Origin of the sequence: Nocardia sp. NPDC006982 (assembly GCF_042869435.1) — a bacterium.
Classification (GTDB): domain Bacteria; phylum Actinomycetota; class Actinomycetes; order Mycobacteriales; family Mycobacteriaceae; genus Nocardia.
This window is the reverse complement of record NZ_JBIAFV010000001.1, coordinates 1003625-1017071: the sequence shown is the minus strand read 5'-3', so window position 1 is coordinate 1017071 and position 13447 is coordinate 1003625. Positions and strand designations below refer to the sequence as shown.

General features: G+C 64.8%; 14 protein-coding genes. 10 read left to right on the top strand and 4 right to left on the bottom strand.

The window, feature by feature from the left end; genetic code table 11:
• Window positions 1–123: 123 nt before the first annotated feature.
• The gene (gene mptB, locus ACFYOW_RS04440; RefSeq protein ID WP_387286005.1) at window positions 124–1863 is read right to left on the bottom strand and encodes a polyprenol phosphomannose-dependent alpha 1,6 mannosyltransferase MptB; all 1740 of its coding nucleotides are present in this window, start codon (window positions 1861–1863) and stop codon (window positions 124–126) included.
• 349 nt (window positions 1864–2212) lie between these two features.
• Between mptB and ACFYOW_RS04435 the strand changes: the two genes are divergently transcribed.
• The 9 genes from ACFYOW_RS04435 to ACFYOW_RS04395 all read left to right on the top strand — a co-directional run bounded on the left by ACFYOW_RS04435 (window position 2213) and on the right by ACFYOW_RS04395 (window position 9814).
• Window positions 2213–3028 (top strand): helix-turn-helix transcriptional regulator, encoded by an 816-nt coding sequence (locus ACFYOW_RS04435; RefSeq protein ID WP_387284440.1) that lies wholly within the window; start codon window positions 2213–2215, stop codon window positions 3026–3028.
• Entirely contained in the window at window positions 3025–4461 is a 1437-nt protein-coding gene (gene sufB, locus ACFYOW_RS04430; RefSeq protein ID WP_387284438.1) for a Fe-S cluster assembly protein SufB, read from the top strand. Before ACFYOW_RS04435 ends, sufB begins: the two co-directional genes overlap by 4 nt.
• Complete coding sequence (gene sufD, locus ACFYOW_RS04425; RefSeq protein WP_387284436.1) at window positions 4461–5672, top strand: Fe-S cluster assembly protein SufD; 1212 nt, start codon at window positions 4461–4463, stop codon at window positions 5670–5672. Before sufB ends, sufD begins: the two co-directional genes overlap by 1 nt.
• Before the next feature lie 39 nt (window positions 5673–5711).
• Entirely contained in the window at window positions 5712–6530 is an 819-nt protein-coding gene (gene sufC / locus ACFYOW_RS04420; protein ID WP_387284434.1) for a Fe-S cluster assembly ATPase SufC, read from the top strand.
• A 1-nt stretch (window position 6531) separates the two neighbouring features.
• Complete coding sequence (locus ACFYOW_RS04415) at window positions 6532–7785, top strand: cysteine desulfurase (protein ID WP_387284433.1); 1254 nt, start codon at window positions 6532–6534, stop codon at window positions 7783–7785.
• 3 nt (window positions 7786–7788) lie between these two features.
• Window positions 7789–8286 carry a Fe-S cluster assembly sulfur transfer protein SufU gene (gene sufU / locus ACFYOW_RS04410; RefSeq protein ID WP_387284431.1) on the top strand — a complete coding sequence of 166 codons (498 nt, stop codon included), beginning with the start codon at window positions 7789–7791 and terminating at the stop codon, window positions 8284–8286.
• Entirely contained in the window at window positions 8279–8650 is a 372-nt protein-coding gene (locus ACFYOW_RS04405; RefSeq protein ID WP_387284429.1) for a metal-sulfur cluster assembly factor, read from the top strand. The genes sufU and ACFYOW_RS04405 overlap by 8 nt, the downstream gene beginning before the upstream one ends.
• 170 nt (window positions 8651–8820) lie before the next feature.
• A complete protein-coding gene (locus ACFYOW_RS04400; RefSeq protein WP_387284427.1) occupies window positions 8821–9273 on the top strand; it encodes a DoxX family protein in 453 nt (150 codons plus the stop codon).
• A 103-nt stretch (window positions 9274–9376) separates the two neighbouring features.
• Window positions 9377–9814 (top strand): DUF4189 domain-containing protein, encoded by a 438-nt coding sequence (locus tag ACFYOW_RS04395; protein ID WP_084508735.1) that lies wholly within the window; start codon window positions 9377–9379, stop codon window positions 9812–9814.
• 70 nt (window positions 9815–9884) lie between these two features.
• Here the strand turns inward: ACFYOW_RS04395 and ACFYOW_RS04390 are convergent, their stop codons facing one another.
• The 3 genes from ACFYOW_RS04390 to ACFYOW_RS04380 are packed head-to-tail and all read right to left on the bottom strand — an operon-like array spanning window position 9885 to window position 12444.
• Window positions 9885–10547, bottom strand: a complete 663-nt coding sequence (locus ACFYOW_RS04390) for a methionine ABC transporter permease (protein WP_357472111.1) — start codon at window positions 10545–10547, stop codon at window positions 9885–9887.
• Window positions 10548–10558: 11 nt separating this feature from the next.
• Complete coding sequence (locus ACFYOW_RS04385; protein WP_387284424.1) at window positions 10559–11575, bottom strand: methionine ABC transporter ATP-binding protein; 1017 nt, start codon at window positions 11573–11575, stop codon at window positions 10559–10561.
• Window positions 11572–12444 (bottom strand): MetQ/NlpA family ABC transporter substrate-binding protein, encoded by an 873-nt coding sequence (locus ACFYOW_RS04380; RefSeq protein WP_387284422.1) that lies wholly within the window; start codon window positions 12442–12444, stop codon window positions 11572–11574. The genes ACFYOW_RS04385 and ACFYOW_RS04380 overlap by 4 nt, the downstream gene beginning before the upstream one ends.
• A 131-nt stretch (window positions 12445–12575) precedes the next feature.
• On the opposite strand from ACFYOW_RS04380, the gene ACFYOW_RS04375 reads away from it, so the two are divergent.
• The gene (locus tag ACFYOW_RS04375; RefSeq protein WP_387284420.1) at window positions 12576–13442 is read left to right on the top strand and encodes a MetQ/NlpA family ABC transporter substrate-binding protein; all 867 of its coding nucleotides are present in this window, start codon (window positions 12576–12578) and stop codon (window positions 13440–13442) included.
• Window positions 13443–13447 lie beyond the last annotated feature (5 nt).

Sequence of the window (13447 nt, the reverse complement as noted above, 5' to 3'; positions counted from 1 at the left end):
CGCCTCGGTGCTCGGCTCCGTCGCGTCCAAGGGTGCTGGGCCCATTGTTCGCTCGCTTCGCTCCCTCACGGTGTCACACCGTAAGCCGTCGACGGATGTGACCCGGACGACACCCCTGCCTCGTCAACTCTGCGGTCCGGAAGGACCGGCGGCGGTGGGAGCGGTGTCGGGGCCGAGTTGGTGTAGCCGCCACGGCAGCGACTTGCGGGTGGCCAGGATCATCAGCGTGCAGGTGAGGATGGTGATGCAGGCCGCATAGATAAGGACGAAAGGCTGGATTTCGCTGCCGGAAGGCATGAGCATGACGCTGATCGCCGCCGAGGCAATCGTGGCCGGGACCCGGAAGGCGGGTCGGCTGGCCCACGCCGCCAGCGGGACGATGCCCCAGAGCAGATACCAAGGCTGCACCACCGGGAACAGCAGGACGACCGCGCCGAAGGCGACGCCGAGCGCACCGACCGGATGCAGCCGCCCGCGCCAGGTGGCCACCATCAGCCGCACCACGATCAGCGAGGCCGCGACCGCCGCGATCGGTCGGGTGATGCTCAACAGGGCGGTGGTGTGGTCGCCCAATCCCAGTAGAACGCCGCCGAATCCGGTGACGACCCCGAGCGCGGTGGGCAGCGACATCCAGCTGCGCACCGAATTGGCCATGGTCAGGGTGTCGATCCAGCCGAAACCGAGACCGCTGCCCAGGCATACCGCGAGCATGACTGTGCCGGTGACGCCACCGAGGAATAGCGCGGATCTGAGCACCGCACGCCAATCGCCGCCCCATTTTCGGCTCAATGCCATCCACACGAATGCCAGTGCCAGCATCGATGGAATCTTGACCATGGCGGACAGCCCTATCAGGGTGGTACCCGATAAAAGCAGCACAAGTGCGTGTCCGCGCATCGGTCCGATATTGCTCAGGGCCGCCAGACAATATTCCAACCCGACCAGCATCAGGCCGAGCATCATGGCCTCGTTGTGCACACCGGATACCAGGTGGAATATCACCAGTGGGTTCACGGCGCCGAGCCACAATGCGGCCACCGGCGATACTCGACAGCGCTGTGCCAGCCGCGGCAGCGCCCAGACGATGCAGGCCACCCCGAGCAAGGCCAGCATTCGGTGCAGCAGCACTCCGGCGAGCATATTGTCGCCGACGATTTCGGCGATGCCCTTGCCCAGCCAAATCGAGAGGGGCCCGTATGGCGCGGGCGAATTCTGCCAGATATTGGGGACGCTGCGCGTCAGAATGTGGTCCTGGCCGAGCCCCTGTACCGGGCCGACGTCGTAGGGATCGAGTCCGCTCGCCGCGATCTCACCCTGGGCCAGATAGGAATAGACATCCTGACTGAACATCGGCGGTGCGACCGACAGCGGGATGATCCACAGCAGCAGTGTGCGGTCGAGTTGTGATCGGCTGATGCGGCGAATGCGGTTGGACTGCAAGCCGAGTGCGAATCGGCCGAGCAGCAGCCAGGCCAGCATGACGATGACCGTGCCGACCATGGTCGTCGCCAGTCCTGAATTGTGCACCCGCGCGGGCAGCCCGAGAATCGCCTTGCCGTAGGTCGGATTCTGGAGCGTGGGCTGGGCGCCGAGGCCGAGCGCGCCGATGGCCATCATCACCGCACCCGTCGCGCCCAACAGACGGACGCGGCGCAGCTGTGCGGTCTCCTGCGGGTTGAGTTCGGCGGCTTCGGGTTCGTTGATGTGCAGGGTGTCGCCGACGGTGTGGTCGGGCGCGACATCCAGACCGATGATCCGGCGCCCCAACGCAACGGCGGTGCTGATGGGCGCGGTCCGGCGCAGGCGAATCAGGGTGGTCGACCGGCTGCGTTCGACATCTGGTTCGCCGTGTTCGCCTGACATCACGCGGTCAGCGTAGCCGATACCACCGGCGGATTCGGTGCCCTGCGGAACCGACCGCGGGGCACGTTCGGGCCAGGCCCAGGTGTGGCCGCGGAAGTTGGAACCGGGCCCACTGTCAGTGTCGATGAAGCTGGTCACGGTGCGCTGACGGATTTTCGGCACCGACGTGTGGCCTAAATCGCACTCATAATTTCGTCGGATGCTCGGGCCGTTCGTCGCACGAGACCCGCAGGTAACGAACGTGTCGCATCCGAACGCCGCCGGAAAAGCGCTCCCGTGCAGGTCATCGGCCGTTCAACTCAGGGCACCCTTATTAGATTCCGGGAACGAATTCCGTCACACTGGTGTTGTGAAAACCGTGGGTTTGCCGCACGACGAGGATCGAGGGGCCGGTCGCCGTACCGGTGCCGGGTCCGTTGCTGCGCCCGCGCCCCTGGTCGCGGGCGGTGAAGGACATACTCGCGCCGCCGTGGTTCAGCTGCTGCTCGAAGAGGGCCCGATCACCGCGACCGCGATCGGCAGCAAGCTCGGCCTGACGCCGGCCGGTGTCCGTCGGCACCTGGACGCGCTGATCGAATCCGGTCAGGCGCGGGCCAGCCGCTCGGCGCCGTGGCAGCAGAAGGGCCGCGGCCGCCCCGCCAAGCAATATCAGCTGACGGCCGTCGGCCGGGGACGGCTCGGCCACGCCTACGACGATCTGGCCGGTGCGGCCATTCGCCAGCTGGGTGAGGTCGGCGGCGAGCAGGCCATTGCCGATTTCGCGCGCAAGCGGGCGCGGACCATCGTCGAGGGCATCGAACCGGTCACCGAACACACCCCCGAGACCACCACCGCCAAGGCGGACGAGATCGCCGAGGCCTTCACCGACGCCGGATTCGCCGCGTCCACCCGCAAAGTCGGGGCGGGCGTGCAGATCTGCCAGCATCACTGCCCGGTGGCCCACGTCGCCGAGGAATTCCCGCAGTTGTGCGAGGCCGAACTCGAGGCTTTCCGGGACCTACTCGGAACCCACGTGCAGCGACTTGCGACGATCGCCAACGGCGACTGCGCGTGCACTACCCATGTGCCGCTGTTCGTTCTCCCTATCACCGATAACGCTTCCCATCAAACCGCTGCACAGCCCGCAGCGGGACGTACGAACGACTCCGGAAGGAGTGCCGAATGACGACGACCACCGACCAGGTGCAACCGCTCACTCAGGAAGAAACCATTGCTTCCCTGGGCAAATACGGTTACGGCTGGGCCGATTCGGATGTGGCCGGTGCCAGTGCGCAACGAGGCCTGTCCGAGGCTGTCGTCCGCGACATCTCGGCCAAGAAGAACGAGACCGAGTGGATGCTCGAGCACCGGCTCAAGGCGTTGCGGATCTTCGATCGCAAGCCGATGCCGAACTGGGGCTCGAATCTGGACGGCATCGACTTCGACAACATCAAGTACTTCGTGCGCTCCAGTGAGAAGCAGGCGGAAAGCTGGGAAGACCTGCCCGAGGACATCAAGAACACCTACGACAAGCTGGGCATCCCGGAGGCGGAGAAGCAGCGTCTGGTCGCCGGTGTCGCCGCGCAGTACGAGTCCGAGGTCGTCTACCACTCCATCCGCGAGGATCTGGAGAAGCAGGGCGTCATCTTCCTGGACACCGACACCGGTCTGCGCGAGCACCCGGAGATCTTCGAACAGTACTTCGGCACGGTCATCCCGGCCGGTGACAACAAGTTCTCCGCGCTGAATACCGCCGTCTGGTCGGGTGGTTCGTTCATCTACGTGCCGCCGGGCGTGCACGTCGACATTCCGCTGCAGGCCTACTTCCGGATCAACACCGAGAATATGGGGCAGTTCGAGCGGACGCTGATCATCGTCGACGAGGACGCCTACGTGCACTACGTCGAGGGCTGCACCGCGCCGATCTACAAGTCCGATTCGCTGCACTCCGCGGTGGTCGAGATCATCGTGAAGAAGGGCGGCCGCTGCCGCTATACCACCATCCAGAACTGGTCGAACAACGTCTACAACCTGGTCACCAAGCGGGCCAAGGCCGAGGCGGGCGCGACCATGGAATGGGTCGACGGCAATATCGGCTCCAAGGTCACCATGAAGTACCCGGCGGTCTGGATGACTGGTGAGTACGCCCGTGGTGAGGTGCTGTCGGTGGCCTTCGCCGGCGCCGGTCAGCATCAGGACACCGGCGCGAAGATGCTGCACCTGGCGCCGCACACCTCCTCCACCATCATCAGCAAGTCGGTGGCGCGTGGCGGTGGTCGTGCTTCCTACCGTGGTTTGGTGCAGGTGAACAAGGGTGCGCACGGCTCCAGGTCGACCGTGAAATGTGATGCGCTGCTCGTCGATACGATCAGCCGCTCCGACACCTACCCCTACGTCGATATCCGAGAGGACGACGTGACGATGGGTCACGAGGCGACCGTCTCGAAGGTTTCCGAGGATCAGCTGTTCTACCTGATGAGCCGTGGTCTCACCGAGGACGAGGCCATGGCGATGGTGGTGCGCGGCTTCGTCGAGCCCATCGCCAAGGAACTCCCGATGGAATACGCGTTGGAACTGAACCGGCTCATCGAGCTGCAGATGGAAGGGGCCGTTGGCTGATGGCGACTGGCGTAATTGGAGCGGTCGAGGGCGAGAATCCCACGGCCAAGCCGATTCAGAACCCGGGCGCAGGAGCCGCGACCAACAAGGGGGAGGTCTTCACCTCCTACGACGTGAACGCCTTCGAGGTGCCTTCGGGCAAGGACGAGGCGTGGCGGTTCACCCCGCTGCGGCGACTGCGCGGTCTGCACGATGGAACTGCGGTCCGCGACGGTCAGGCGACGGTCGAGGTCTCCTCGGTTGAGGGCGTGCGGGTGGAGACCGTGGCGCGCACCGATGCTCGTCTCGGTGCGGCTGGCGTGCCATCGGATCGTGTTGCCGCCCAGGCGTATTCGGGTTTCGAATCGGCGACGGTCGTGTCGGTCGGCTCGGAGACCGAGGTTGCCGAGCCGGTCGTCGTCACGGTCACCGGTCCCGGCGAGGGTAAGACAGCCTACGGGCACCTGCAGATTCGCCTCGGCAATTTCGCCGTCGCCACCGTGGTCATCGACCAGCGCGGCAGCGGAACCTACGCCGAGAACGTCGAATTCGTGCTCGGTGATAGCGCTAAGTTGACCGTCGTCGCGGTCCAGGACTGGGCCGACGACGCCGTGAATACCACCGCGCACCAGGCCAAGCTCGGTCGCGACGCCACCCTGCGGCATATCGCGGTGACACTGGGCGGCGATCTGGTCCGCCTCACCGCGAACGTTCGCTACGACGGTCCCGGCGGCGACGCCGAACTGCTCGGCCTCTACTTCGCCGACGCCGGTCAGCACTTCGAGCAGCGCCTGCTCGTCGATCACGCGGTGCCGCACTGCAAATCCAATGTGCTGTACAAGGGTGCGCTGCAGGGCGATCCGCATTCGCGCAAGGGCGATGCCCGCACGGTGTGGGTGGGTGATGTGCTCATTCGCGCCGCCGCCGAGGGTACCGACACCTTCGAGGTGAACCGCAATCTGGTGCTCACCGACGGCGCGCGCGCCGATTCGGTGCCGAACCTGGAGATCGAGACCGGTGAGATCGTCGGTGCCGGACATGCTTCCGCGACCGGTCGTTTCGACGACGAGCAGCTGTTCTACCTGCGCGCTCGCGGCATCCCGGAGGATGCGGCCCGCCGCCTGGTGGTGCGCGGCTTCTTCCACGAGATCATCCAGAAGATCGCGGTCCCCCAGATCCGGGAGCGGCTGGAGGCGGCCATCGAGGCCGAACTCGCCGCGATCGGCGTCTAACCGACTGAAACCTACTCCCCACAAAGGAATTCGAATTCGATGACCACCCTGGAAATCAAGGACCTGCACGTCGAGGTCGCCAACCCGGACGAGTCCGGCGAGCCCATCAAGATCCTCAAGGGCGTGAACCTCACCATCTCCTCCGGTGAGACCCACGCGATCATGGGCCCGAACGGCTCCGGCAAGTCGACGCTGTCCTACGCGATCGCCGGGCACCCGAAGTACACGGTGACCTCCGGTTCGATCACCCTCGACGGCGAGGATGTGCTCGCGATGTCGGTCGACGAGCGGGCGCGCGCGGGTCTGTTCCTCGCCATGCAGTACCCGGTCGAGGTCCCCGGTGTCTCGATGTCGAACTTCCTGCGCACCGCCGCCACCGCGGTCCGCGGCGAGGCCCCCAAGCTGCGCACCTGGGTCAAGGAGGTGAAGGAGTCGATGAACGAGCTGGAAATCGACGCCGCCTTCGCCGATCGCAGCGTGAACGAGGGTTTCTCCGGTGGTGAGAAGAAGCGCCACGAGATCCTGCAGCTGGGTCTGCTCAAGCCGAAGATCGCCATCCTGGACGAGACCGACTCCGGCCTGGACGTCGACGCGCTGCGCATCGTCTCCGAGGGCGTCAACCGCTACAAGGAGCGCGAGAACGGCGGCGTCCTGCTGATCACGCACTACACCCGCATCCTGCGCTACATCCAGCCCGAATTCGTGCACGTCTTCGTCGGCGGTCGTATCGTCGCCGAGGGCGGCGCCGAGCTGGCCGAAGAACTCGATGCCAATGGCTACGTCCGCTTCACGCACGGCTCACCCACCCCGTCGGCTGCGCCGACTGCCGTCCCCCAGTCCGCTACCGCTGGAGCCTGATATGACCGCCACGGTCCGCACCCTCGACGTCGCCCGGATCCGGGCCGACTTCCCGATCCTGAGCCGCACGGTTCGGGACGGGAAGCCGTTGGTGTACCTGGACTCCGGCGCGACCTCGCAACGTCCCCTCGCCGTGCTCGACGCGGAACGTGAATTCCTCACCGAGCGCAATTCGGCCGTGCACCGCGGTGCGCACCAGCTGGCCGAGGAGGCCACCGACGCGTACGAAGGCGCGCGGGCCGATATCGGCCGGTTCGTCGGCGTGGACGCGGACGAGATCGTATTCACCAAGAATGCGACGGAATCGCTGAATCTGGTGACGTACGCGTTCGCCGATGACCGCTTCCCGTACCACGTCGGTCCGGGCGACGAGATCGTCATCACCGAGCTCGAGCATCACGCGAATCTCGTGCCCTGGCAGGAGCTCGCCCGCCGGACCGGTGCGACCCTGAAGTGGTACGGCATCACCCACGACGGCCGGATCGACCTCGATTCGCTCGAATTGTCTTCCGACACCAAGGTTGTCGCGTTCACACATCAGTCGAATGTGACCGGTGCGGTCAGCGACGTCGCCGAATTGGTCCGCCGGGCAAAGGAAGTCGGCGCGCTCACTGTGCTGGATGCCTGCCAGTCGGTGCCGCATATGGCGGTGAATTTCCGTGAGCTGGGCGTCGACTTCGCCGCGTTCTCCGGGCACAAGATGCTCGGCCCGTCCGGTGTCGGGGTGCTCTACGGGCGGCGTGCGCTGCTCGAGGAGACCCCGCCGTTCATCACCGGCGGCTCGATGATCGAGACCGTGACCATGGAGGGCAGCACCTACGCGCCGCCGCCGCAGCGGTTCGAGGCCGGTGTGCCGATGACCTCGCAGGTGGTCGGATTGGGCGCGGCCGTGCGGTATCTCGAACAGATCGGCATGGATGCCGTTGCGGCGCATGAGCACACGCTCACCGGCGCGGCGCTGGAGGGACTCGCGGCGATCGCGGGCGTGCGGATCATCGGACCTAACGAGAATATCGATCGCGGCGGCGCGGTGTCGTTCGTGGTCGAGGGCATCCACGCCCATGACGTCGGGCAGATTCTCGACGATGAGGGCGTCGCCGTGCGAGTCGGTCACCACTGCGCCTGGCCGCTGATGCGTCGTCTCGGCGTGCCGGCCACCGCCCGTGCGTCCTTCGCGGTTTACAACACCCTCGATGAGGTAGACCAGTTGGTAGCCGCCGTGCGGAAGGCCCAGAGCTTCTTCGGAGTTGCATAAGACATGCGCATGGAGCAGATGTACCAGGAAGTGATCCTGGATCACTACAAGCACCCGCATCACCGCGGGCTGCGGGAGCCGTTCGGTGCCGAGGTGCACCACGTCAACCCGACCTGCGGTGACGAGGTGACGTTGCGCGTCCAGCTCGACGACAACGGTGATGTCGCCGATGTGTCCTACGACGGTCAGGGCTGTTCGATCAGCCAGGCCGCCACCTCGATCCTCACCGATCAGGTGATCGGGCTGCCGGTGCAGCAGGCGCTCAAGGTCGTCGACTCGTACAACGAGATGATCTCCAGCCGCGGCACCGTCGAGGGCGACGAGGACATGATCGGCGACGGTATCGCGCTGAGCGGAGTGTCCAAGTACCCGGCGCGGGTCAAATGCGCACTGCTCGGCTGGCTGGCGTTCAAGGATGCGGTGATCCGGATATCCTCCGCGGAAGAGGCCAAGCGCATCATGGGCAGCGACATCTCCACGAATGGAAAACGGCATGAGTGAGACACCAGTCACCGAAACGACCGAGCAGGTCGAACTTTCGGCCGAGGACATCAAGCAGCTAGAGGACATCGAGGAGGCGATGCGCGATGTCGTCGACCCCGAACTCGGCATCAATGTCGTCGACCTCGGCCTGGTATACGGCATGAGCGTCGACCAGGAAAATATCGCCACCCTCGATATGACCCTCACCTCGGCGGCCTGCCCGCTGACCGATGTCATCGAGGACCAATCCCGCAACGCCCTGGTCCGCTCCGGCCTGGTCGAAGACCTCAAGATCAACTGGGTCTGGATGCCACCGTGGGGCCCCGACAAGATCACCGAAGACGGCCGCGAACAACTGCGCGCCCTCGGCTTCACCGTTTAGCACCCCGTATCCGGCCGCGCCCGAACCCATTCGCAGCGACCCCGACCCTCCGGTCGGGGTCGCTGCGTTTCCGGCCGTCGTCACATTTCCCGGGCGGGCCTGGTCATAGCGGTGGCGGGCAGATGTCCGTCGCCGCCGCATCGCGGTGGATGACCTGCGGAAGAGGGAACATGTCGCTACGCTTGCGGTCGGAGCGGATACGTACCGGGCTCTACTGGTTTCTCGGATTCGAGTTCTTCGTCGGCTTCGCAACCAAGTTCTGGCCCGGGTCTACGTTTTTCGGGCCCGCCTATTCGGAGAAGTTCGCGGAGTGGGGATTTCATCCGAACATGCGGTTCGTGGTCGGTGGGCTGGAGTTGATCGCCGCCGTGCTGCTGGTGCTTCCGCGCCGGGAGAGCAGATTCTTGGGCGCGGCCATGCTGGTGCTGGTGCTGACCGGGGCGGTGACCACACATCTCATCGATGACGCGCCGTTCTGGCAGGGCACCTCGGCGCCGATTCATCTGGTGATCATGATGGTTGTCGCGCTGGCGAATTGGCCGGCGGACTGGCGAGATGTGGTGCCGCCGTGGGGCTCGTCGGCGTTGGCGGCACGAGGAGCTGTGGCGCTGGGGGATCGCTGACCGACGGGTTGTCCAGCTCTGGTGATACAAAGATTTGGACAATTCGGATCGGAACGGTCAGGATTCGATCCGCAGCTATTTTCGGAACTGGGGAGCGCAACACATGTCACTATCGTCCAAGGCTGCCATGGGTCTGGTGGCCGCGTCCGCGGGTGCGTTCGTCGCCGCCGGTGCCGGTACCGCACAGGCGGACGATGGCCTCTACGGCTCATTGGCGATTTCGGTATCGTCGCGCGGCGACGCGACCCTCGGATGGGCGTACAACTACTCGAACTGGGCGGATTCGGACCGCGCGGCGGTGCAGCAGTGCGGACTGTCCAGCTGCCATGTCATCGTGCAGTTCGCCAATGCGTGCGCCGCCGTGGCCCGCAATGGCGATGATCACCTGGGCTGGGCCTGGGCGCCGACACGGGCCGAGGCCGAGCAGCAGGCGATCGCCAATGCGGGGCCGACCGCACCGCCGCCGCTGCTGAACTTCGGCAGTTCGGCGCCGCGCGAACCGCGCATCGTCGATTCGCAGTGCACCGCGAACGCGGGCTGAACGGAAAACCGAGTGCGCTCTCGACACGATCGGTGTCGAGAGCGCACCTGGTTGCGGCCGCGCCGAGGGATCAGCGGCGCAGTACCTTTCGGGCAATGATGTTGCCCAGGAACTGAATCCCCTGCACGCCGACGATGATGATCAATGTCGCGACCAGGGTGACCTGCCAGTCGAAGCGCTGATATCCGTAGACCAGCGCGAAGTCACCGAGCCCACCGCCGCCGACCGTGCCCGCCATGGCGGACATATCGACGATGGCGATCACCACGAAGGTGTAGCCGAGCACCAAGGGCCCCAACGCTTCCGGGATCAGCAGTGTCAGAATGATCCGCAGCGGCCCGGCGCCGACCGCCCTGGCCGCCTCGATGACGCCCGGATCCACCGTGACCAGATTCTGTTCCACGATGCGGGCGATACCGAAGGATGCCGCCACGATCATGACGAAGGCAGCGGCCTCGGTGCCGATGGTTGTCCCGACCACTTCCAGGGTGACTGGACCGAGTGCCGCGAGCAGAATGATGAACGGAATCGGCCGGACCACATTCACCAACACATTGAGCAGCACATTGATCGGCGCGTTGGCCAGCAGCCCGCCCTTGCGGGTGGTGTAGAGGGCGGTACCGAGGAACAGTCCGATCAATCCGCCGACCACGAAGGTAAGCAGCACCAGATAGATGGTCGTGCCGATGGCCTCGGTCAGTACCGGCCGGAGTTTGTCCCAATCCGTATGCACGGCTACTCCTTTCAGTCGACGCGGCGATCGAATACCTCGACCACCTTGTCCACATCGTCATCGGAACCGCGCAATGCCAGCGTCACGCTGCCGAACGTCTTGTCCTGCAACGTACTCACTCCGCCGTACACCACCTCGAACTCGACACCCGCATGCGCGGCCGCGGCCAGCGCCGTACCGATCCCACGCGTGTCGTCGATATCCACGGTGACCAACCGTCCACCGTGCAGCTCACCGAGTCGCCGCAGTTCTTCGGCGTCGGGCCGATTGTGGAGCACGGTCTCGACGAACGACTGTGTCGGCGCCGCCTGCGGGGTAGCGAAAACCTCGAAGGTGCTGGCCAATTCGACGATCTTGCCTTCGGCGAGCACAGCGACCCGATCGGCCACCGTGCGGATCACATCCATCTCGTGCGTGATCACCACAATGGTGACGCCGAGTTCGCGATTGATCTTCTTCAGCAGCCGCAGCACCTCACCGGTGGTCTCCGGATCCAGCGCCGAGGTCGATTCATCGGCGAGCAGCAGCGCCGGCGAGGTCGCCAGTGCCCGCGCGATACCGACCCGCTGCTTCTGACCGCCCGAGAGCTGATCCGGATAGCTGCGGGCCTTGTCGGCGAGCCCGACGAACTCCAGCAACTCCTTCACCCGTGCCTTGCGTTCGGCGCGCTTCCAGCCCGCGACCTTGAGCGGATATTCGATATTGCCCGCGGCCGTGCGCGATCGGAACAGGTTGAACTGCTGGAACACCATGCCGATATCCCGGCGGATGCGGCGCACCTCGGCCTCCCGCACACCGGTGACGGGCGTGCCTGCGACCTCGATGGTGCCGGTGGTCGGCTTCTCCAATGCGTTGATCAGCCGGACCAGCGTGCTCTTACCCGCGCCGGAATAGCCGATCACACCGAAGATCTCGCCCTGTTCGATGCGCAGGTCGATATCGTCGAGCGCGACCTGCGCATCCGCGCCCTTGCCGAAGACCTTCGTGACCGACCGGAATTCGACGGCAGGTACCGCTTGCTCGCTCACTTGCCGTCTTTGACGGTCTGCTGCACCCTGGCCAGGATCTGCTCCAACTCGGGACCGCTGCGCTTTACTTCGACCGCGGTGTTCTTGGTGACCTCGGCGTGCGCCTGCTGCACCTCCGGATCGTGCCAGAGCTGGGCTACCTTCTGGTAGAGCTCGTTGTTCTTGTCCTCGGCCCTGGACACCACGACATTGATGTAAGGCTCGGCCGCCGGATTCTTCGGATCGTCCTTGTAGAGCGCCGAATTCGGATCGATGCCGGAGCGATCGAGGAAGGTGTTGTTGATGACCGATCCGTCGACCGAGGCCAGTGAGAGCGCGGTCTGCGCCGCGTCGACCGGGGTGACCTTGACCTTGGACGCGCCCTTATCGATATCGGCGGGGGTCGGTGCCTTGCTGTCGCCGGAGAGTTTCAGCAAACCAGCAGCTTGCAGGACGAACAGTGCACGTGCCTGATTGGTCGGATCGTTCGGGATCGCGATCTCGGCGCCCTGCGGCAGATCCGTGAGCGACTTGTGCTTCTTGGAGTAGAGCCCGAGCGGCACGATGTAGGTCGAGGCGATCGGCGTCAGGGTGTCGCTATTGGCGACGTTGTAGGCGCCGAGGAACTGCAGATGCTGGAACAGATTCAGATCGATCTGCTTTTGCGACAGTGCGAGGTTCGGCTGCTTGTAATCGGAGAAGTTGGTGATCCGCAGGGTGATGCCCTGAGCCTTGGCCTTCTCCTCGAAGACGTCCCAGGCGTGGTCCTTGTCGGTGGTGCCGATGCGCACTACGTTGTCGGCGGAAGCCTTGTTGCCGCCGCACGCCGTCAGGGTGAGGGCCGCGGTGGCTACCAGGACCGGGATCGCCAGTACCCGATGGAATTTCACTCGTGCTCCCGAATGCTTGTCGCAATATGAACCCGGTAATCCAACCGATGCGCCCAGGGGGCGGACAACGGTTTGGATTGTGCTGAGCGAAACTCTGGCAACTAATTGGACGAGCGTCTAGGTTGCCTGCAATGCGATTGCTGCGCCGTGTTCTGGTGATTCCTCTGCTTCTTGCCCTGGCCGCCGGTGGGGTCGCGTGTGGTCGGGAGCACCATGACGATGTCGTGCGCATCGGCGTGAACGACATCTCGCTGCCGCATTGGGATGTCTACCAGAAGAAGGCCGCCGAACAGGGCATCGCCGTCGAATTCGTCAACTTCACCGACTACAACCAGCCGAATCCCGCACTGGCACAACGCCGGATCGATCTCAACAAGTTCCAGCACGTGCGGTACCTGGCCAACTACAACGTCCGCAACAACAACACCCTGGTGCCGATCGGCGCGACCGAGATCTACCCGCTCACGCTGTATTCGCGCAAGCACAAGTCGGTGGCAGAGATCCCGAAGGGCGGCCAGATCACCCTGAGCAACAACCCGGCCAACCAGGTCCGCCCGCTGCTCGGCTTGGCCGCCGCCGGACTGATCGTGCTGAAGGGCGGTGCGAGTTGGGATTCGAAGATCGAGGATGTGGACACCGACGCATCGCGGGTGACGCTGAAGACCATCGATCCGACCTTGACCGCGCAATCTCTGGAGAGTGTCGACGCCGCGTTCGTCGACGACACCTTCGCTCGTCCCGCGGGTCTCACCAAGAACGAGACCATCTTCACCGACGACCCGGAACGCCCGGAACTGAAGCAGTACATCAATATTTTCGCGGCTCGCGCCGAAGACAAGGACAACCCGAAACTGCTTGCGCTGGTGAAGCTCTACCACGATCCCGAGGTCGAGGCAGCCATCCGTGCGGAGGCCGGATTCCAGGGCATCTTCAAGACGAATGATGCGGCGGATCTGCAAGCCACACTGGCCGAGTTGGAGACCGAATTCCGCAAGTGAGTGGC

Coding starts and splice junctions, on each gene's coding strand:
- mptB (WP_387286005.1), bottom strand. CDS start 1,863: ATGTCAGGCGAACACGGCGAACCAGATGTCGAACGCAGCCGGTCGACC.
- sufB (WP_387284438.1), top strand. CDS start 3,025: ATGACGACGACCACCGACCAGGTGCAACCGCTCACTCAGGAAGAAACC.
- sufD (WP_387284436.1), top strand. CDS start 4,461: ATGGCGACTGGCGTAATTGGAGCGGTCGAGGGCGAGAATCCCACGGCC.
- sufC (WP_387284434.1), top strand. CDS start 5,712: ATGACCACCCTGGAAATCAAGGACCTGCACGTCGAGGTCGCCAACCCG.
- ACFYOW_RS04415 (WP_387284433.1), top strand. CDS start 6,532: ATGACCGCCACGGTCCGCACCCTCGACGTCGCCCGGATCCGGGCCGAC.
- sufU (WP_387284431.1), top strand. CDS start 7,789: ATGCGCATGGAGCAGATGTACCAGGAAGTGATCCTGGATCACTACAAG.
- ACFYOW_RS04405 (WP_387284429.1), top strand. CDS start 8,279: ATGAGTGAGACACCAGTCACCGAAACGACCGAGCAGGTCGAACTTTCG.
- ACFYOW_RS04400 (WP_387284427.1), top strand. CDS start 8,821: ATGTCGCTACGCTTGCGGTCGGAGCGGATACGTACCGGGCTCTACTGG.
- ACFYOW_RS04395 (WP_084508735.1), top strand. CDS start 9,377: ATGTCACTATCGTCCAAGGCTGCCATGGGTCTGGTGGCCGCGTCCGCG.
- ACFYOW_RS04375 (WP_387284420.1), top strand. CDS start 12,576: ATGCGATTGCTGCGCCGTGTTCTGGTGATTCCTCTGCTTCTTGCCCTG.